The organism is Pseudomonas sp. 1121_17 (assembly GCF_052850745.1).
The window spans coordinates 171,835-190,771 of the sequence record NZ_VXCX01000001.1 but is presented as its reverse complement, the minus strand read 5'-3'; the positions used below and the strand labels follow the sequence as shown (position 1 = coordinate 190,771).

General features: G+C 62.0%; 20 protein-coding genes and 1 pseudogene. 13 read left to right on the top strand and 8 right to left on the bottom strand.

Annotated elements, in window-relative coordinates; genetic code table 11:
* Window positions 1–6: 6 nt before the first annotated feature.
* Window positions 7–915, bottom strand: a complete 909-nt coding sequence (gene prmB / locus FW789_RS00855; RefSeq protein WP_101321598.1) for a 50S ribosomal protein L3 N(5)-glutamine methyltransferase — start codon at window positions 913–915, stop codon at window positions 7–9.
* A gap of 179 nt (window positions 916–1,094) precedes the next feature.
* Here prmB and FW789_RS00850 point away from each other — a divergent pair, with 179 nt between their 5' ends.
* From FW789_RS00850 to FW789_RS00830, 5 genes are all read left to right on the top strand, one after another.
* On the top strand, window positions 1,095–1,685 hold the full coding sequence (locus FW789_RS00850; RefSeq protein ID WP_101321599.1) for a cysteine hydrolase family protein: 591 nt from the start codon (window positions 1,095–1,097) through the stop codon (window positions 1,683–1,685).
* A gap of 82 nt (window positions 1,686–1,767) precedes the next feature.
* Entirely contained in the window at window positions 1,768–2,088 is a 321-nt protein-coding gene (locus FW789_RS00845) for a hypothetical protein (protein ID WP_103438175.1), read from the top strand.
* 84 nt (window positions 2,089–2,172) lie between these two features.
* The gene (locus tag FW789_RS00840) at window positions 2,173–2,733 is read left to right on the top strand and encodes a Smr/MutS family protein (RefSeq protein WP_101321601.1); all 561 of its coding nucleotides are present in this window, start codon (window positions 2,173–2,175) and stop codon (window positions 2,731–2,733) included.
* Between the two features lie 70 nt (window positions 2,734–2,803).
* A complete protein-coding gene (gene folE / locus FW789_RS00835) occupies window positions 2,804–3,349 on the top strand; it encodes a GTP cyclohydrolase I FolE (protein WP_101321602.1) in 546 nt (181 codons plus the stop codon).
* 61 nt (window positions 3,350–3,410) lie between these two features.
* Entirely contained in the window at window positions 3,411–3,782 is a 372-nt protein-coding gene (locus tag FW789_RS00830; RefSeq protein ID WP_103438176.1) for a glutaredoxin family protein, read from the top strand.
* 39 nt (window positions 3,783–3,821) lie between these two features.
* Here FW789_RS00830 and FW789_RS00825 read toward each other — a convergent pair whose 3' ends face one another.
* Window positions 3,822–4,424, bottom strand: coding sequence for a glutathione S-transferase family protein (locus FW789_RS00825; protein ID WP_207073721.1), 603 nt, complete (start codon window positions 4,422–4,424; stop codon window positions 3,822–3,824).
* A gap of 142 nt (window positions 4,425–4,566) precedes the next feature.
* On the opposite strand from FW789_RS00825, the gene FW789_RS00820 reads away from it, so the two are divergent.
* Window positions 4,567–5,757: a benzoate/H(+) symporter BenE family transporter gene (locus FW789_RS00820; protein WP_446430771.1), complete on the top strand. Its 1,191-nt coding sequence runs from the start codon at window positions 4,567–4,569 to the stop codon at window positions 5,755–5,757.
* A gap of 6 nt (window positions 5,758–5,763) precedes the next feature.
* Here the strand turns inward: FW789_RS00820 and FW789_RS00815 are convergent, their stop codons facing one another.
* The 3 genes and pseudogenes from FW789_RS00815 to FW789_RS00805 all read right to left on the bottom strand — a co-directional run bounded on the left by FW789_RS00815 (window position 5,764) and on the right by FW789_RS00805 (window position 9,211).
* Window positions 5,764–6,627 (bottom strand): methyl-accepting chemotaxis protein, encoded by an 864-nt coding sequence (locus FW789_RS00815; protein ID WP_375140281.1) that lies wholly within the window; start codon window positions 6,625–6,627, stop codon window positions 5,764–5,766.
* A pseudogene (locus FW789_RS00810) lies at window positions 6,625–6,849 on the bottom strand (HAMP domain-containing protein); the annotation flags it as partial. The pseudogene FW789_RS00810 and the gene FW789_RS00815, both read right to left, overlap by 3 nt.
* Window positions 6,850–7,786: 937 nt before the next feature.
* Window positions 7,787–9,211: an aminotransferase-like domain-containing protein gene (locus FW789_RS00805; RefSeq protein ID WP_446430770.1), complete on the bottom strand. Its 1,425-nt coding sequence runs from the start codon at window positions 9,209–9,211 to the stop codon at window positions 7,787–7,789.
* A 124-nt stretch (window positions 9,212–9,335) separates the two neighbouring features.
* Here FW789_RS00805 and FW789_RS00800 point away from each other — a divergent pair, with 124 nt between their 5' ends.
* The 4 genes from FW789_RS00800 (at window position 9,336) to FW789_RS00785 (ending at window position 13,467) form a co-directional block, all read left to right on the top strand.
* A complete protein-coding gene (locus tag FW789_RS00800) occupies window positions 9,336–10,529 on the top strand; it encodes an MFS transporter (protein WP_207073717.1) in 1,194 nt (397 codons plus the stop codon).
* Window positions 10,530–10,578: 49 nt separating this feature from the next.
* Window positions 10,579–11,427 carry a lipopolysaccharide kinase InaA family protein gene (locus tag FW789_RS00795; protein WP_207073716.1) on the top strand — a complete coding sequence of 283 codons (849 nt, stop codon included), beginning with the start codon at window positions 10,579–10,581 and terminating at the stop codon, window positions 11,425–11,427.
* Between the two features lie 34 nt (window positions 11,428–11,461).
* Window positions 11,462–12,325, top strand: a complete 864-nt coding sequence (locus FW789_RS00790; RefSeq protein ID WP_207073715.1) for a lipopolysaccharide kinase InaA family protein — start codon at window positions 11,462–11,464, stop codon at window positions 12,323–12,325.
* A gap of 140 nt (window positions 12,326–12,465) precedes the next feature.
* On the top strand, window positions 12,466–13,467 hold the full coding sequence (locus FW789_RS00785) for an NADP-dependent oxidoreductase (RefSeq protein ID WP_446430769.1): 1,002 nt from the start codon (window positions 12,466–12,468) through the stop codon (window positions 13,465–13,467).
* Between the two features lie 40 nt (window positions 13,468–13,507).
* Here FW789_RS00785 and FW789_RS00780 read toward each other — a convergent pair whose 3' ends face one another.
* Together FW789_RS00780 and pyrF are read right to left on the bottom strand one after the other, a co-directional pair.
* Window positions 13,508–14,269, bottom strand: a complete 762-nt coding sequence (locus tag FW789_RS00780) for a lipopolysaccharide biosynthesis protein (protein WP_446431045.1) — start codon at window positions 14,267–14,269, stop codon at window positions 13,508–13,510.
* Window positions 14,270–14,492: 223 nt separating this feature from the next.
* Entirely contained in the window at window positions 14,493–15,194 is a 702-nt protein-coding gene (gene pyrF / locus FW789_RS00775; RefSeq protein ID WP_103438183.1) for an orotidine-5'-phosphate decarboxylase, read from the bottom strand.
* A 179-nt stretch (window positions 15,195–15,373) separates the two neighbouring features.
* Between pyrF and FW789_RS00770 the strand changes: the two genes are divergently transcribed.
* On the top strand, window positions 15,374–15,541 hold the full coding sequence (locus FW789_RS00770; RefSeq protein WP_411562748.1) for a DUF2897 family protein: 168 nt from the start codon (window positions 15,374–15,376) through the stop codon (window positions 15,539–15,541).
* A gap of 53 nt (window positions 15,542–15,594) precedes the next feature.
* On the opposite strand, the gene FW789_RS00765 is transcribed toward FW789_RS00770, so the two are convergent.
* The gene (locus FW789_RS00765; RefSeq protein ID WP_411562746.1) at window positions 15,595–15,930 is read right to left on the bottom strand and encodes a ComEA family DNA-binding protein; all 336 of its coding nucleotides are present in this window, start codon (window positions 15,928–15,930) and stop codon (window positions 15,595–15,597) included.
* Between the two features lie 603 nt (window positions 15,931–16,533).
* Here FW789_RS00765 and wecB point away from each other — a divergent pair.
* Complete coding sequence (gene wecB / locus FW789_RS00760) at window positions 16,534–17,676, top strand: non-hydrolyzing UDP-N-acetylglucosamine 2-epimerase (RefSeq protein ID WP_411562745.1); 1,143 nt, start codon at window positions 16,534–16,536, stop codon at window positions 17,674–17,676.
* Window positions 17,673–18,935, top strand: a complete 1,263-nt coding sequence (gene wecC, locus FW789_RS00755; RefSeq protein ID WP_446430768.1) for a UDP-N-acetyl-D-mannosamine dehydrogenase — start codon at window positions 17,673–17,675, stop codon at window positions 18,933–18,935. The genes wecB and wecC overlap by 4 nt, the downstream gene beginning before the upstream one ends.
* Window positions 18,936–18,937: the final 2 nt, after the last annotated feature.

Sequence of the window (18,937 nt, the reverse complement as noted above, 5' to 3'; positions counted from 1 at the left end):
CTCGGATCAGACCCGGGCCTGGAACAGCTCCTGGTGCTGACGGCACTGCTCGGCAGTCAGCATGAACACGCCATGGCCGCCCCGCTCGAACTCAAGCCAGGTGAAGTCGACCTCGGGGTACAGCGCCTCGACGTGGACCTGGCTGTTGCCCACTTCGACAATCAGCAAGCCCTTGTCGGTCAGGTGCTCGGCCGCTTCGGCGAGCATGCGCCGCACCAGGTCCAAACCATCGTTGCCGCAGGCCAGGCCCAACTCCGGCTCGTGGTGATATTCGGCCGGCATGTCGGCGAAGTCTTCGGCATCGACATACGGCGGGTTGGACAGAATCAGGTCGAAGCGCTGCCCCGGCAGACCGGCGAAACCATCGCCCTGCACGGTGAACACACGCTGATCGAGGCCATGCCGCTCGATGTTCTGGTTGGCCACTTCGAGAGCGTCGAAGGACAGGTCGGCCAGCACCACCTCGGCCTCGGGGAATACATCTGCCGCGACGATACCAATGCAGCCAGAGCCGGTGCACAGGTCGAGAATGCGCGCAGGCTCCTGCGCCAGCCATGGCTCGAAGCGTTTTTCCAGCAGCTCGCCGATCGGCGAACGCGGCACCAGCACGCGCTCATCGACAATGAACGACATGCCACAGAACCACGCTTCGCCAAGCAGGTAAGCGGTCGGCACGCGGTCTTCGATGCGGCGCTTGAGCAGGTGCAGCAGGCGCACGCGCTCGTCGTCTTCCAGGCGGCAATCGAGGTAGCTGTCGGCGATTTCCCACGGCAGGTGCACCGAGCCCAGCACCAGCAGGCGGGCTTCGTCCCAGGCATTGTCGGCACCATGGCCGAAGAACAGCTCGTTCTCGTGGAAGCGGCTGACCGCCCAGCGAATATGGTCGCGCAGAGTGCGCAGGCGTGAAGTGATCACGGGGGGACTCCTTTTCAGACAGCCTGAAAGTCTAACAGGCCCACCCGCTGAAATGTTCCACCAACACCCTGACGATGGGACAGATGCCAGTATTTGCATCGCTTGCGATGTCAACCATTCCCATTGGCCGCCAAGCAGGGGACAATAGCCCGACAAAAGCCCTGCTCAAGGAGCCCTTGATGTCTGTTCCAACCACGATGTTCCGCCTCAGCGGCCGCGACTATCCGCCGGCCAAGCTGGGCAACGCCAGCCTGATCATCATCGATGCGCAGAAGGAGTACCTCAGTGGTCCCCTGCAACTGTCGGGCATGGACGAGGCCGTGGCCAACATCGCCAGGTTGCTCGACGCGGCGCGCAAGGCTGGCCGGCCGATCATCCATGTGCGCCACCTGGGCACCGTTGGCGGCCTGTTCGATCCACAAGGCCCGCGCGGCGAGTTCATCGAAGGCCTGGAGCCACGCGGTGACGAGATCGTCATCGAAAAGCGCATGCCCAATGCCTTCAAGAACACCTCGCTGCACGAAACCCTGCAGAACAAGGGCCATCTGGACCTAATCGTGTGCGGCTTCATGAGCCATTCCAGCGTCAGCACCACGGTGCGCCGCGCCAAGGACTATGGTTATCGTTGCACGCTGGTCGAGGATGCCTCCGCCACGCGCGATCTGGCGTTCAAGGACACGGTCATCCCAGCGGCACAGATTCACCAGGGCGAAATGGCCGTGATGGCCGACAACTTTGCCTGTGTTGCACCGACTGCCAGCCTGGTCTGAGCACGGTTGAGCGCCTGCCGGGCGGGCGGAACCGGGTGACTGCAGGTGGGTCGAATGGCCGATAGCGCAGAGGAAATCCGCAATGAAGCTTTCTGACAGTTTCGACGCCAAGCGCCTGCGCTCGCGGCCGCCGCGCAACTGGACGGCGCGGTTGAGCGCTGGCCTGTCTGTGCTGATCGCGACCTTGGGCATCCTGTTGATGATGGCCGGGTTTGCCGGTTTGCTGGGCAACTATGCAGCGCTGGCCGAGCTGAATGCCAACCGGCCGCTGGCGGCGACGGTGCTGGGTGGCGGCGTGTTGTTGCTGTGGCTGGGGGTTTGGTTGTGGCGGCGCAGCCGGATCAGGTTGCGCCGTGGCCGTGAGCTGAACATTGCCCCGCACTTGATGAAGAAGCATGACTGACGCCCCCTGGGGCCGCTTCGCGCCCCGCTGCCTCCCGCTGATCCGCAGACTCGCGTAAACTCCCCGGCCCACGTGGAGGCCTGCATGCAAGACGATGACTTTTCCCTGTTCCATGCCGAAGTGCGCGGCGTAAAGCCGATCAAGCACGACCGCGCCGAGGTCGGCAAAGCCAAGCCTGACCGCAAGCAGCTGGCCGGCCTGCGCCAGTCCGCCACGGTGCGCAGCGATCAGCCACTGGTGGTCGACGGCATGTCCGATCAGTTCGTCATCGATGTAGCCGCCGAAGACGAGCTGTCATGGCGCCGCGATGGCGTGCAGGAAAGCCAGCTGCGCAAGCTCAAGCTCGGCCAGATCGCCTTTGAAGGCAGCATCGACTTGCACGGCATGAGCGTCGAGAAAGCCCGCGAGATCCTCTGGGCGTTCCTCGCCGAGGCGACCAAGCTGGAAGTGCGCTGCGTGCGTGTGACCCACGGCAAGGCGGCGCGCCTGGACGGCAAGCGGCCGATGATCAAGAGTCACGTCAATACCTGGCTGCGCCAACACCCCCAGGTACTCGGTTTCACCTCATGCCAGGCGCGCCACGGCGGCACTGGCGCGGTATACGTGATTTTGAAACGAACCATGCTCGACGGCCGCGACGAATAACGCCGCGCTTGCAGCGCCGTCGTTGCCGCCGTACCCTTGCGTATTTGCGTTTACTCCCACAGGTAGATCCATGTCCCTGGAACAGAACTACACCGAGATCCTCAGCCAGATTGGCGAGGACGTCTCCCGCGAAGGCCTGCTCGACACGCCAAAGCGGGCCGCAAAGGCCATGCAGTACCTTTGCCGCGGTTATCAACAGACCCTGGAAGAGGTCACCAACGGCGCGTTGTTCACCTCCGACAACAGCGAGATGGTGTTGGTGCGGGACATCGAGCTGTATTCGATGTGTGAACACCACATGCTGCCGTTCATTGGCAAGGCGCATGTAGCCTACCTGCCCAAGGGTAAAGTGATCGGCCTGTCCAAGGTCGCGCGGATCGTCGACATGTACGCTCGCCGCCTGCAGATCCAGGAAAACCTCAGCCGCCAGATCGCCGAGGCGATCGAGAAGGTCACTGGCGCTGCCGGCGTGGCCGTGGTTATCGAGGCCAAGCACATGTGCATGATGATGCGCGGCGTCGAAAAGCAGAATTCGAGCATGATCACTTCGGTGATGCTCGGTGAGTTCCGCGCCAATGCCGCGACTCGTAGTGAGTTTCTCAGCCTGATCAAGTGATCGGCTGGTGATCCCGAACCGACCCTGACGGGTCGGTTTTTTATTTGTTCAGGAGTTGCCCATGATCGTCAAAGCCCTGCGGGTCGGCCTCGGCCAGCTTATCGTGTTCGGTGACTTGATCAGCCGCCCAGCCAAGCGCAAGCGCAATGCCGCGGCCCAGGCTGCGGTCGAGCAGCAGGCCAAGGGCCTGGCTTTGTACCAGTTTCATGCCTGCCCGTTCTGCGTGAAGACCCGGCGTAACCTGCATCGGTTGAATGTGCCGGTGGCCCTGCGTGATGCCAAGAACGACCCGCTGCATCGCCAAGCGCTGCTCGAAGGTGGCGGCCGGGTCAAAGTGCCGTGCCTGCGTATTGAAGAAGCTGGGGAAGTGACCTGGATGTATGAGTCCAAGGCGATCATTGCTTATCTGGAGCAGCGCTTCGGTACCGCCTGAGCCTGCCGGGGCTGCTTTGCAGCCCCACCCACGCCACCGTCACTCCCCCATCGGCACATGCCGTGGGTGCTCAGCCACCCGCGCCAGCCACTCGCGCACTGCAGGGTAGCCAGCCAGGTCAAAGCCGCCCTGATGCGCCACATGGGTGTAGGCATACAGCGCCACATCGGCAATTGAATACTGCTCGCCGACCAGGTATGGGGTCATCTCCAGCTGCTTGTTCATCACCTTGAGCGCCTTGTAGCCGCCCTTGTGCAAGCCTTTGTATTCTTCCAGGCGGTCATCCGGCAGGCCCAGGTAGTACTGAATGAAGCGCGCCACGGCGATGTACGGCTCATGGCTGTACTGCTCGAAAAACTGCCACTGCAACACTTGCGTGCGCAGGCGCGGCTCGGTCGGCAGGAACTCGCTGCCATCGGCGAGGAAGTTGAGAATCGCGTTCGACTCCCACAGGCAAGTGCCGTCTTCAAGCTCAAGCACCGGCACCTTGCCGTTAGGGTTCTTGGCGAGAAACTCCGGGGTTTCGGTCTCGCCTTTGAGAATGTCCACCGGGTGCCATTCAAATTCATGCCCGAGCAGGTTCAGCATCAGCTTGACCTTGTAGCAGTTGCCCGATTTGTAATCGCCGTAAACCTTGTACATCGCCCCTTCCCCTCTGCGCAGTTGTCGACCGTGGGCCAATAGTTGGCGACTGTACGGCTAAAAGCAATGGTCGCTGTATGGCAAGGATCAAGCTTGGCCGCGTTAGCCTGCAAAAATTACTTACATGTACAAGGACAGCACCATGACCGATGCCACCTCAGCGCGCCTGCGGCCCTTGGCAGACAGCTCCCCCTCGGCGGTGGTCGCCGGCTTCATCGCCATGCTTACGGGCTACACCAGCTCGCTGGTGCTGATGTTCCAGGCCGGCCAGGCGGCCGGGCTGACCACCGCGCAGATCTCATCGTGGATCTGGGCGCTGTCGATCGGCATGGCGATCTGCAGCATCGGTTTGTCGCTGCGCTACCGCACACCGATCACCGTGGCCTGGTCGACCCCGGGCGCGGCGCTGTTGATCACCAGCCTCGGCGGCGTCAGCTACGGCGAAGCCATAGGCGCCTACATCACCTGCGCGGTGCTGGTGCTGATCTGTGGCCTGACCGGCAGTTTCGAGCGCCTGGTCAAGCGCATCCCGGCATCGCTGGCCTCGGCGTTGCTGGCAGGCATCCTGTTCAAGATCGGCAGCGAGATATTCGTCGCCGCACAACACCGTAGCCTGCTGGTGCTGGGCATGTTCTTCAGCTATCTGCTGGTCAAGCGCCTGTCGCCGCGCTACTGCGTGCTGGCTGCGCTGGTGGTCGGCACGGCGTTGTCGGGGGCGTTGGGCCTGCTCGACTTCAGCCACTTCAACCTGCAGCTGGCTACACCGGTGTGGACCACTCCAAGCTTCTCGCTGGCAGCAACCATCAGCATCGGTATCCCGCTGTTTGTGGTGGCGATGACCTCGCAGAACATGCCCGGCGTGGCGGTGCTGCGCGCCGACGGATACCAGGTGCCGGCCTCGCCGCTAATCACCGCCACCGGTTTCGCCTCACTGCTGCTGGCGCCGTTCGGCTCGCATGGGGTCAATCTGGCGGCCATCAGTGCGGCAATCTGCACCGGCCCGCATGCCCATGAAGACCCGAGCAAGCGCTATACCGCGGCAGTCTGGTGCGGGATTTTCTACGGCATTGCCGGGGTGTTTGGCGCGACATTGGCCGCGCTGTTTGCCGCCCTGCCCAAGGAGCTGGTGCTGTCGATTGCGGCGCTGGCATTGTTTGGCTCGATCATGAATGGCCTGAGTGTGGCCATGAGCGAGCCACGTGAGCGCGAGGCGGCGTTGATCACCTTCATGGTTACCGCCTCCGGGTTGAGCCTGTTCTCGATCGGCTCGGCGTTCTGGGGGATTGTTGCCGGGGTGATTACTCTGCTGATCCTCAACCCGCGCAAGGTTTGATCCGGGCTACAAACGGAAATGCCCAACCATCCCCTTGAGCTCATCGCCCAGCTGGGCCAGTTCGACACTGGAACGGGCATTGCCCTGCATCGCCAGCGCGGCCTGATCGGCGCTGCCGCGGATCTGCGTGACACTGCGGCTGATCTCGTCACTGACCGAGCTCTGCTGCTCGGCGGCAGCGGCAATCTGCTGGTTCATCTGCTGGATCTGTGACACCGCCACCGCGATGCTGGCCAGGGCGCTTTCAGTCTGCAAGGTGTCGGCCACTGCCAGGCGCACCAGCTCGGTACTGCCACGGATCTGCGCCACCGACTGCTCGGCATTGCCGCGCAGGCTGGCGACCAAGCGCTCGATATGTTCGGTCGACTGCTGCGTGCGCTTGGCCAACGCCCGCACCTCATCCGCGACTACCGCAAAACCGCGGCCCTGCTCGCCCGCCCGCGCCGCCTCGATGGCGGCATTCAGCGCCAGCAGGTTGGTTTGCCCAGCAACGCTCTTGATCACTTCGAGCACATCGCCAATGGTATGAATCTCGGCACTCAAACTATCGATGCCGGCGCTGGCCGCTTCTGCCGCCACGGCCAGTTGCTCGATGCGCTGCAGGCTCTGACGCACCACCTGCTGGCCCGAGTCGACCTTGCCGTCGGCGACTTCGGCCGCCTGCGCCGCCTGCTCGGCATTGCGCGCAACATCGTGCACGGTCGCGCTCATCTGCTGCATGGCGGTGGCGACCTGCTCGGTCTCCTGCTGCTGGCTGCCAACTTCACGATTGGTCTGTTCGGTGACCGCCGACAACGACTGGGCGCTGCCGGCCAATTGCTCGATACCCTGTTGCAGGCCGCTGACAATGCCACTCAAGCCCGCCGCCATCTGCTGCATCGCCAGCAGCAGTTGGCCGACTTCATCGCGGCGCGGCGGCTCGGCCGCGCCGGCCAGGTCACCGGCGGCAATCCGCTGGGCGCGACCGATCACCCGCTGCAACGGGCCGACTATCGCCCGGGTGATCAACCAGGCCGCCAGCAAGCCGACCAGCAGCGCCAGCGCGGTGGCGATGGCAATCGCCACGCCGTTGCGCTTGAGCTCGCTGTGCATGGCCTGCTCTTGGCTGGCGTAAGCCTGGTCGACCGCGCTGGTGGCCTGGTTGGCGCGCGCCTGCAACTGCGCCTTGATGCCCTGCTCTTGCGCAAGCAGGTCGGTGTATTCATTGAGCTTGTCGGCAAAGCTGGCGATATGCCCGGCGACTTCAGCGAGCACACCTTGATAACCGCTGTCGGCAACTGCGCTTCTGAGTTGCTCGACCAGGCTGGCCGCCTCGACGGTCTGGGCGATGCGGCCACTGTTGACCTCTTCGCCTTTGCGGCTTTGCTCCAGGCGCACACGGGCCTCGTCCATCGCCTGCAGCATCAAACGCGAGACCGCTGCCACCTGCGTGGCCTGGTCGAGGAACTCGCTGCCCTGCTGGCCCTGGGATTGTTTCAGGGTGTAGGCGCCGTCATCAGCCAGGCCGGCCTGGAGCACGTCGAGGTTGTTGGCCACGCTTGAGACCGACCAACTGGCCGTGTCCAGTGCCAGCTCCTTGGCCTGCACCGCCTCGACAAAGGCGTCGAACGCCTGGCCATAGGCGCTCAGATCCGCTTCGGTGGCGCTCAACTGGGGCACGCCGCGGGCTCGCTCAAGAAGATTTTGCAGGCCGCTGCGCAGTTTGTCGGCCTCCTCGCTGTCGGAACGCAAGGCAAAACCCTGCTCATGCTGGCGCAGGCGCAGCAGGTCGCTGTTGAACTGAGTCATCTGCCGCAGGCTGTCGAAGCGCTGGCTGACGCTGTACAGCGAAGCCACGCCAATCGCCGCCACTGCCAAAGTCAACAGCAGTACCAAGGCAAAGCCCAGGCCGAGTTTGCGGGCCATGCCCAGGTTGGCCAGAACACCGTGCTTGCTCGCCGTCATTGCTCATCCCCCGGTTGCGAAGGCCAAGAGTGACAACGCCGCCAGCCCCCTCACAAGGGATTGAGGCAACAATGGTGTCAAATAGCTATGTGATGTCGCCCAGAGCATGATCGAGGTCGCCTTTGGCCTCACCCGCCGCACGCAGAAACCCCTGGGCGCGCACGTCCTGAGCATAGGCGACATTGATCCGCAGCCAGGCGCTGCTGTGCCCTTGATAATCGAACGCAGCACCCGGCGTGAGCAGCACCGAATGCGCCAGCGCCAGGCGCTCGAGGCTGGCAAAATCGTGCCCAGGTGCCCGCACCCAGACGAACATGCCGCCATTGGGCTCGGCGAACACCTGCCAGCCATACCCCTCGAGCTGGGCCAACAGCCTGGCCCTGTGCTGACCCAGCCGCACGCGCAGGCGCTGGGTGCTCTTGCGGTAACTGCCGTTGGCCAGCATCTGCGCCAGCACCTGCTCGGCAAAGCGCGAAGTGCCAATGCCGCTGACCATTTTCAACTCGGCCAGGCGCGTGATCAGCGCGGCATCGGCGACCACATAGCCGACCCGCAGCGAACTGCTCAAGGTCTTGGAAAAGCTCGCCAGGTAGATTACCCGCTGCTCACTGTCGAGGGTCGCCAGCCGTGTCGCCGGGCCCTCCTGAAAGTCGGCATAGATGTCGTCTTCGATGATCCGCAGGTCATGCTCGCGGGCCAGTTCCAGCAGGCGGTAGGCGACCTTGGGCGTGAGGCTGGTGCCGGTCGGGTTGTGATACAGGCTGTTGATGAACAGGCAGCGCGGCCGGTGCTCGACCAGCAGGCGCTGCAGCGCGTCCAGATCCGGCCCATGGACGGTGCGCGGCACGGCAAGCATGTTTACCTGGTGGGTGCGCAGCAGGTTGAACAGGTTGTAGTACCCCGGGTTTTCCACCAGCACCGTATCGCCCGGTCGCAGCAACGCGCGCACCAGCAGGTCGAGCGCCTGGCTGGCGCCGTGGGCGGTGACAATGCGCTCGGCGCCTGCGGCGATATCCAGCCGTTCCAGACGCTTGTGCAACTGCTCGCGCAGGCTGGCCAGGCCGAGCGGCGGCGCGTAGTCGAACAGGTCGGCCGGGTTGCCACGGCTGACCTGGCGAATGGCCTGGGCCAGTTCATCTGCGGCGCGCCAGGCCGATGGCAACCAGCCGCAGCCGAGCTTGAGCAGTGCCTCCTGGCCTTCATCGAACTGCCGCCACTTGCCATCGACCGTCTCGCCCCACAGCGCTGCGTCCTGCTCAGGCAGCCCGGCCTTGCGCTCGGCAACGAAAAAGCCGGTGCCGTGGCGCGCCTCCAGCCAACCGCTGGCCACCAGCCGATCGTAGGCCTCGATCACACAGGCGGCGCTGACCCCGTGGGTTTTCGCCAAGGCCCGGATCGACGGCAGCCGCGCGCCCGGACGCAGGCGTTGCTGCTCGATCCAGGCTTGCAGTTGGGTGGTGAGTTGCTGAACCAGCGACACGGCGCTGAGGCGATCAAGGGTGAAGTGCATAGATCAACTGTTCGCGATTTTTAGACGAACAGTTAAGCATAAATGGCTGCCCGCTGTGCCTTGTTGCACACCTGCAGCAAGCGCAGCCTGCAGCCAGTACCCGTTCAATCAAGGACCTGCGTCAATGCGCGACCGCCACGCCCCCGCCCTGCTCGCCTTCGCCCTGTGCATCATCACCCTTGCAGTCAACCTGCAGGCACCTCTCTACACCGCCTATGCCGACCTCTCCGGGCTGGGCGCGACGGCTACCGCCGTGGCGTTTTCCGCCTATGTGCTGGGCGTGCTGCCGGTGCTGCTGGCTCTGGGCGGGCTTGCCGACCGGATTGGCCGGCGGCCGATGATCATCGCCGCGTTGAGCTTGTCGATCATTGCCACCCTACTCGCGCTCAGCCTACCCAGCCTGTACAGCATTGGCATCGCGCGGATGCTGCTCGGTATCGGCACCGGCCTCGCCTCGGCCACCGCCACCGTATACATGAGCGAACTGTTGCCTGCCGAGCGCAGCAGCAGCGCCGCCAGTTGGGTCACTGCCAGCACCTCGCTGGGCTTTGGCCTGGGCGCTGCGCTGACCAGCCTGTGCCTGCTACGCGGGCCCAGCCTGAGCCCGGCCAGCTTTTATCTGCATCTGTTGCTGGCCGCGCTCGCGCTGATACTGGTCTGGCGCCTGCCGGAGCCACGCCAGGCAGCACGCGCGGCCATGCTGCGCCTGCCTTGCTACCCGCCCGGCAGCCTGGTGTATGGCTGCGCCATTCTGCTCGCCTGGGCCTGCGTCGGGCTGGTCACCGGGCTGCTGCCGGCAGTACTGCGTCAGCATGATTTGAGCGCCTGGTCGGGGTTTTCCACGTTCTGCGTGATCAGCTGCGGTGTGCTGTTTCAGCCGTTGGCCAAGCGCCTGCCCAGTGCCACGGCGGTGCTGCTCGGGCTGGCGATTCTGCCCTGCAGCTATGCGCTGCTGGCCTGGGGCGCAGAACGCGGCGCGCTGCTGGCGGTGCTACTCGGTGCCGTCGCGGCCAGCAGCGCCTGCTACGGCTTTATTTACCTAGGCGGGCTGGCGGCGGTCAATGAACTGGCCACCGAAGAAAAGACCCGCGCCACTGCAGGGTTCTTTTTGTTGGCGTATGTCGGCTTCAGTTTGCCGGTGATCGTTACCGGCTTGATCGGCGATTGGCTGGGCATGCGCATGGCGTTGAGGCTGTTCGGCATGGCATTGCTGGCGGGCAGTGTCGCTATCGCCGTCGCGCTGGCTCGGCAACACAGCCAACGTCTTGGATCCAAAAAAGAGCACAGTGCCTATAGGACAAATCTGAAAGAAATGTGAAAATAGTGTGAATATTGTAAAACAATGATCTATTCAGCAAGGATGCAGCGTGTCACCGGACCCAAGTGCCTGGCCAAAAGAGTACACCTACACCCTCAAGCATCGCCGGACTACGCTGCACTTCCAGGCGCCACTGGCAGAACACACCCGAGCGGCCCTCGAACGCCTGGTCGAGCGCGCTCGCGTGCCCGGCGCCAAGCGCATCAGTGCACCGCTTGACTGCGAGCGCAGCCTGCTGTTCGCCAAGCGCGAGCAGCTCGACAGCCTGAAGAAAAAGTGGCGCGTGCAGCGCGGCGCGGCGCGCAGTGATGGCACCTACGACTGGGCCGTCGAAGAAATCATCAATACCCACAAAGCCTATCAACGCGGCGCTCCGGTACCCGAGCTGGTGGGCTTTGGCTACACCCGCTCCCGGCTTGGGCTGGTGCAGGACCTGTTCGTCATCACCCGCCTGCTGCAGGGCTACAGCGACGGCCTCAGCGTGCTGCAGCAAGACCCCAGCAGCGTCTACCGCGTGCTCGACGCCTCGACCGAATTGATGTTCAGCCTGCACAAGCAAGGCATCACCCACATGGACCTGTGGGCCGGCAACGTCATGCTCTGCGACAGCCAGGCAGGCGCGCCGGTAGCAATTGATCTGGAAAACAGCTTCTTCTTGCCCAGTGCATTCGCCAGTGAAACCCTCGGCTTCCAGTTTGGTTTTCTCTACCTGCGGGAAATCTACCGTTACATCACCGAAGCCAAGTACGACGCGTGGGTGGACATTGCGCTGAACAACTTTGCCCCGGAGATTGATAAGGCCGCCTTCCGCCGGGTTTATGAATACGCCAAGCATGAGCACATCGGGCGCCTGGATCGTCGCGAGATTTTTCTTACGGGCCAGGTGGCCAGCTGCTGAGCAGCGTTTTCAGACTTGTTTGTCGGAGCACTCCATGCGTCACCTCAAGCACCTGACTGGCGCTTTCACGCGCCAGCGTATTCAGGGCAACACCTTTCATCTCGAGCCAGGCCAGAGCCAACCACTGGCCTCTGCGATCACCGCGTTTCTGGCAGCGCCCGAGCAACACCAGACGCTCGATATTCCCGAAGCCACCCGCGGCGTTTACCTGCTGCACGGCGAACGCAAATGGGTGCTCAAGCACAACCGCCTGCAGCACTGGAAAAAGCGCCTGCAAAACTACCTGGGCCTGAAAAAGAGCTACGGCCTGCACGACCTGACCAACGAGTTCATCAACCTCTCGGTGGCCGGCAGCAAGTCGCAACTGGTGCCCAGAGTTGCCGCCTTTGGTTACCAGGCGCGCTTCCCATTCCTGCGCGACGAGTACCTGCTGATCGAGTTTCTCGACGACCACAGCAACGTCGATGAGCGCCTCAGCGCCCAGCCCGAGGCGGCGGCCACACTGCTGCCGCAGGTGTTCGCGCTGTTCAGCCAGATGCTTGCCGATGGCTTCGTGCACATGGACCCGCACCCGAAGAACATCCTCATCAGCCCGAGCGGCGAACTGCGCCTGATCGATTTCGAGTGCTGCGCACACACAGTGATCGACCCGGACTTCAGCCTGGGCTTTCTGATGGGCTACTTCTATCACTTCTGGATCAAGCGGTTTGTCGCACTGGACGAATACCGCGCGTACAGCGAGGCGTACCTCGCAGCCACTCAACCGCACTTGAACAGAGCGGTATTCGAGCCCGTCTTCGAACGCTTTTTGACTGACAAGGTCTCTCGTACCACGCGCTATTCGATCCTCACCAGCGCGCCCGCGCAATTGGCATTCAAGGCCAGCCTGCGCGGTTGAGCCACGCGCCCAGGCCGCAGCGGGGCCGATACCGGCCATCACCCTGATGGATCACCGGCCATTCGCCCCGCGCACAAGCCTTGCCAGCGGCTCCCCGTACCTCTATCAAAGGCAGTGTCCATTTTTCAGTGAGAGCCCCCATGACCCAGACCAACCGCCGCTTCCTGCTCGCCAAACGCCCTGTCGGCGCCGTCACCCGCGAAGACTTCAGCTTTGAGCAAGGGCCTGCCGCCGAGCCTACCGAGGGTCAGATCCAGGTCCGCAACCTGTACCTCTCGCTCGACCCGGCCATGCGCGGCTGGATGAACGAAGGCAAGTCCTACATCCCGCCGGTGGGCCTTGGCCAGGTCATGCGCGCCCTCGGCGTCGGTGAAGTAACCGCCTCCAAACACCCCGACTTCAAGCCCGGCGACCACGTCAGCGGCGCCCTTGGCATCCAGGACTACTTCACCGGCGAGCCGCAGGGCCTGCACAAGATCGACCCCAATCTAGCACCCCTGCCCCGTTACCTGTCGGCACTGGGCATGACCGGCATGACCGCCTACTTCGCCCTGCTCGACGTCGGCCAACCGAAAGAAGGCGAAACCGTAGTCATCTCCGGCGCTGCCGGCGCAGTTGGCAGCATCGCCGGGCAGATCGCCAAGCTCAAAGGCTGCCGTGTAGTCGGCATCGCCGGTGGCAAGGACAAGTGCCAATACCTGCAGGATGAACTCGGTTTTGACGGAGTCATCGACTACAAGGCTGAAGACGTACTGGCCGGTCTCAAGCGTGAATGCCCGAAAGGTGTCGACGTGTACTTCGACAACGTCGGCGGCGACATCCTCGATGCCGTGCTCAGCCGCCTCAACTTCAAGGCCCGCGTGGTCATCTGCGGCGCTATCAGCCAGTACAACAACAAGGAAGCGGTCAAAGGCCCGGCCAACTACCTGTCGTTGCTGGTCAACCGTGCGCGGATGGAAGGCTTCGTGGTGATGGACCACGCCAAGGAGTATGGCAAGGCCGCACAAGAGATCGCCGGCTGGATGGCCAGCGGCAAGCTCAAGAGCAAAGAGCATGTGGTCGAGGGGCTGGAGACCTTCCCGGAAACGCTGCTCAAGCTGTTCAACGGCGAGAACTTCGGCAAGTTGGTGTTGAAGGTCTGATCAAGTAGCCACTGGATGGCGGGCGAAGCGCCTCTGGGCATTACCCCGCCATCAGCTGCTGCTGGGGATGCTCAGCACTGAGTGACCTTGGCCTGGCACCACCTTTGCGAGAAACCATCGAATGCGCTTGCCCGACAGTGATCTTTGGGATCACCGAAGCCGGGATGCGTGACGCTGCAGACAGGTTGAACACGGCAAAACGCTCGTCCACCACCCGCTCGGCCATCAGCTTGAGCGACGGCAAAACCCGCCCTTCATAATGCTGATCAAGCCCACAGGGCGACTTGGCAGAATCGGCTGTTTCATAGAAGCGTCCAGCGGCCTGGTTCAAGTCCACCCCGACCAGGAATACCTTGCTGAAGCCCAGATGATAAGCGAGCTGCAACGCCGCATATGCCACTGTGCGCGCATCGAAAAAGCCTTCACTGAGGTCTTTGCTGAAACCGATCGAGCGTGCACGCGCATTCCAGGCAAAACGAGGGCGCACGCACGTGGACTGGCCTTGCGACATCGACTGTTTCAAGGAAAATCCGGCGGCTTTCTGCAACGGATACAGTTTGGCAGGGCAAGTACCGGCCACTTCGGCGATCTGCTCCGACCACAAGGCTACATGCTGGCTACTGCTCAACGCCTGGGCGAATAACTCGGGCTGCTGCTTGGGGAAGCTGGTGTCGGTGCAGATATAGAAGAACGGCTTGATCGCCGTGTCGGCGAACATCGAGATGGCGCCGTTCATGGTGATTACCGGCACACCGGCGAAGCGCTCCAGCGGGAAGTCCTTGGCGGAGCTGCCCGAGGCCATGATGATGACCGAGCCCTTGGCGATGTTGCGCACATCAGCAAAGTCACCAACGACTGGCTTAGAAGTCTCAGTACCGCCCGATGTAGCCGCCAAAGTGTCTGCCCCAATCCGAATTTTCGGATAATTCTGACAGAAAAATCGGCGCAGAGTTCACGCGCTGGTCGTAGTTCCCCCGAAGACTATGAAATAAAACTCATCTACCGGGGGCTGTGCAGGGCTGTATTCAGCCGCGAATCTCGGCAACAACTGCCGCAAGTGCCTGGGCCGGATCGGCCGCTTGGCTGATCGGGCGACCAATAACCAGGTAATCAGACCCAGCATCCAGCGCCTGGCGCGGGGTGAGAATGCGGCGCTGGTCGTCTTGTGCGCTGCCGGCAGGACGAATCCCCGGGGTCACCAGTTGCAGCGACGGATGGGCCGCTTTCAGTGCAGTGGCCTCCAGCGCCGAGCAGACCAGCCCGTCCATACCGGCCTTCTCAGCCAATGCCGCCAGACGCAGCACTTGCTCCTGTGGCTCGATATCCAGACCAATACCGGCCAGGTCCTCACGTTCCATGCTGGTCAGCACGGTCACACCGATCAGCAACGGCTGCGGCCCACTACGCTTGTCCAGCACATCGCGGCACGCCGCCATCATGCGCAGGCCGCCCGAGCAGTGCACGTTGACCATCCACACGCCCATCTCGGCGGCGGCCTTGACTGCCATCGCGGTGGTATTGGGGATGTCATGGAATTTGAGATCGAGGAACACCTCGAAGCCCTTGGCGCACAACGTCTCGACGATACCCGAAGCGCTGCTGGTGAACAGTTCCTTGCCAACCTTTACCCGGCACAGTGCAGGGTCGAGCTGGTCGGCCAACTGCAGGGCAGCTTCACGGGTAGGGAAATCCAGGGCGACGATCAGGGGCGTCTGGCAAGCAGGCATTGGCAAGGTCTCATGGCGGGTCGTAAACGGCGCGCATTGTAAACCAAGTGGGGTGCGCTTTGCAGGCCGCAGGTCACGAGAATGGCAGGGTTTGCGAGGGCTATAATGGAACCAAAGGGCGTTGCGTCCGCTCGTAATTGGTACAAGCGAAGCTGTTTACTGCCCGTAGGAGAATGACGATGCCTTGGTATGCCTGGTTGATATTGGTCGTTGCCATCGGCTCGATCGTGGGTGGTTTGATGATGCTGCGTGATACGGCGAAGAAGTTGCCGTTGACAGAGGAGCAGCTGCGCAAGGTGCATGAGCGTAATGCGCAGATGGATGCCAAAGAGGCCAAGGATCGCTGATCCCGCAATTAGGTGAACAGTGACCGACGCAATCGTCGGCCACTGCGAGGCGGTTACTGCACGGCCAGCTTGTCGCGATTACGCTCGAGCAGAGCGTTACCGATGCCTTTTATCTCTAACAACTCATCAACCGAGGCGAAAGGCCCGTGCGCCTCGCGATAGGCAACGATGGCTTCTGCCTTGGCCCTGCCGATGCCGCTCAGGTGCGCTTGCAAAGAGGCGGCATCAGCCTTGTTCAGGTCCAACTGCGCAGCACCCGAAAACAGCTCACTGGATTGAACAGCAGTCTGCTCCAATACCACTGAGGCGGTAGGTGGCGCTGCATGTGCCGAAAACGTCAGGCAGGCCATCAGCGGTAGAAACAGGTAGGGCAAAACACTCTTGCGCATGATCAATACTCCTTGAGATAGGGTCGCAGCTTCCTTGGCTGCCCTTTCACCCTAGCGCCAACCCTGTGGCTGGCAAACCGCCAAATCGTTACCAGATCAGAACGCCACTATCGACATAGAACAGACTGCCGATTGCTCGAAAGGCGTAGATGAATGCGAAAAAATCTTCAGGTGAATTTCATTCAGACGAATCCACCTTGATTATATTTCTATTTGTGTCTTGGAACTGATAGACGATTGAGCGCTCACAACACCGTATAACATCAGAATGTGGACATCATGTTGCCACCGCCAATCGAATAAGATGATATATATTCATTAAAATGAAACGACTTAATCGATTTGTGATCACCTAATGCGGCCCGCCAAGGAAAAGAGCGTGCCAAACGGGATGCGATTTCTCCTACAGAATGGTAAATTCACGCACCTGAGGAAATCTGTCTGCCGGAAGGATCCGAATTGGTGAACAATTTTTCACCAAACCCTCCCAGCACGCCCTTTGCCGCGCATGCCACCTGGCTGCAACGCTGATCGGCTGCTTCTCGCTGTGCGCGATATCAGCCGCTTCCTTTTCTATTTCGCCACAAAGAGAAGAATGCTGCCGTGCCCCTCAAAACCCTTACTGTATTCGGTACCCGTCCTGAAGCGATCAAGATGGCGCCACTGGTGCTCAGTCTTGCCAACGACGAGCGGTTCGAGTCGCGAGTGTGTGTAACAGGCCAGCACCGCCACATGCTCGACCAAGTGCTTGACCTGTTCGATATCAGCCCTGACTACGACCTCAATATCATGAAGGCGGGACAGGATCTGACTGACGTCACCACCGCAATCCTACAAGGTCTGAAGCCGATTCTGGACGAGTTCAAACCCGATATCGTACTGGTGCACGGCGACACTGCGACCACTTTCGCCACCAGCCTGGCTGCGTACTACCAGCAGATTCCGATCGGCCATGTCGAAGCCGGCCTGCGCACCAACAACCTGTATTCGCCTTGGCCTGAAGAAGGCAACCGACGCCTGACCGGCACCTTGGCAGCCCTGCACTTTGCGCCGACCTCGACCTCCTGCGACAACCTGCGCAGGGAAGGCATCAGCGCCGAGCAGATTCACACCACCGGCAACACCGTGATCGATGCGCTGCTGGAAGTGGTCAGCCGCCTGGACAGCCCGCAATTGCAGGCGCAGTTCAAAGGCCAGTTCGAGTTCCTCAATGAAAACCGCCGCCTCGTGCTGGTCACTGGCCACCGTCGGGAAAACTTCGGCGGTGGCTTCGAGCGCATCTGCCAGGCGCTGGTGCGGACCGCACGACGGTTCCCGGATGTCGACCTGGTATACCCGGTGCACCTCAACCCGAATGTGCGCGAGCCGGTCAACCGCCTGCTGGCGGGCATCAGCAACATCCACCTGATCGAGCCACTGGACTACCTGCCGTTCGTCTACCTGATGAGCCGCTCGTACCTGATCCTGACCGACTCCGGCGGCATCCAGGAAGAAGCCCCGGCACTCGGCAAACCGGTGCTGGTGATGCGTGACACCACTGAGCGGCCCGAGGCAGTCGCTGCCGGCACGGTCAAGCTGGTCGGCACTGACGTCGACTCGATTACTCAACACCTGGCCACACTGCTCAGCGATGCTGAAAGCTACCGCCAGATGAGTTTTGCCCATAACCCTTACGGCGACGGAAAAGCCTGCGCGCGAATCCTTGATGCCCTTGCCACTTTCTCGACCTCCAAGGATGCCGTATGAGCTTCAACAAGATTTCCGTCATTGGCCTGGGCTATATCGGCCTGCCAACTGCCGCAGTATTTGCCGCTCGCAAGAAGCAGGTAATCGGCATCGACATCAACCAGCACGCGGTTGACACCATCAACCGCGGCGAGATCCACATCGTCGAACCCGAGCTGGATATGGTCGTGCACGCCGCCGTCACTGAAGGCTACCTGCGCGCATCGACCGTGCCCGAGCCTGCCGACGCCTTCCTGATTGCCGTGCCGACACCGTTCATGGCTGACCATGAGCCAGACCTGCGCTACATCGAGTCGGCCAGCGAAGCGATCGCGCCGGTACTGAAAAAAGGCGACCTGGTCATCCTGGAGTCCACCTCGCCAGTCGGCGCCACCGAGCAGATGGCGTTCTGGCTGGCGAAGGCACGACCGGACCTGACCTTCCCGCAGACCCACGGTGAAGCGTCCGATATCCGCATCGCTCATTGCCCTGAGCGCGTCCTGCCGGGTCATGTGTTGCGTGAGCTTGTCGAGAATGACCGGATCATCGGCGGCATGACCAAGAAGTGCTCGGAGGCGGCCGTACGGCTCTACCGCACCTTCGTCGAGGGCGAGTGCATTATCACCAATGCGCGCACCGCTGAAATGTGCAAGCTGACTGAAAACAGCTTCCGTGACGTCAACATCGCGTTCGCGAACGAACTGTCGATGATTTGCGACAAGCTGAACATCGACGTCTGGGAGCTGATCCGCCTGGCCAACCACCACCCGCGCGTCAACATTCTCCAGCCGGGCCCTGGCGTCGGCGGCCACTGCATCGCCGTCGACCCATGGTTCATCGTTAGCCAGACGCCAGAGCAAGCGCGCCTGATCCGCACCGCGCGGGTGGTCAACGACAGCAAGCCGGAATGGGTGATCAACAAGGTCAAGATGGCGCTGGCGAACTTCCTCATCAAGAACCAGAGCAAGTCGGCGCAGCAGGTTGAGATCGCCTGCTACGGCCTGGCGTTCAAGCCCGATATCGATGACCTTCGCGAAAGCCCGGCACTCAGCATCGCGCAGCGCCTGGGTAACGAGCTGGAATGCACCCTGCAGCTGGTCGAGCCGAACATCGAGCAGTTGCCAGAAACGCTGGCGCGCCATGAGCACGTGGACTTCGAGTACGCGCAGGACAGCGCGGACATTCACGTATTGCTGGTCAAGCATCGCGAGTTCCGTGGTGCATTCAACGTGCGCGATGCTGCGTTCGTCATCGACGCTGCAGGCGTCAACCAGGCTTGATG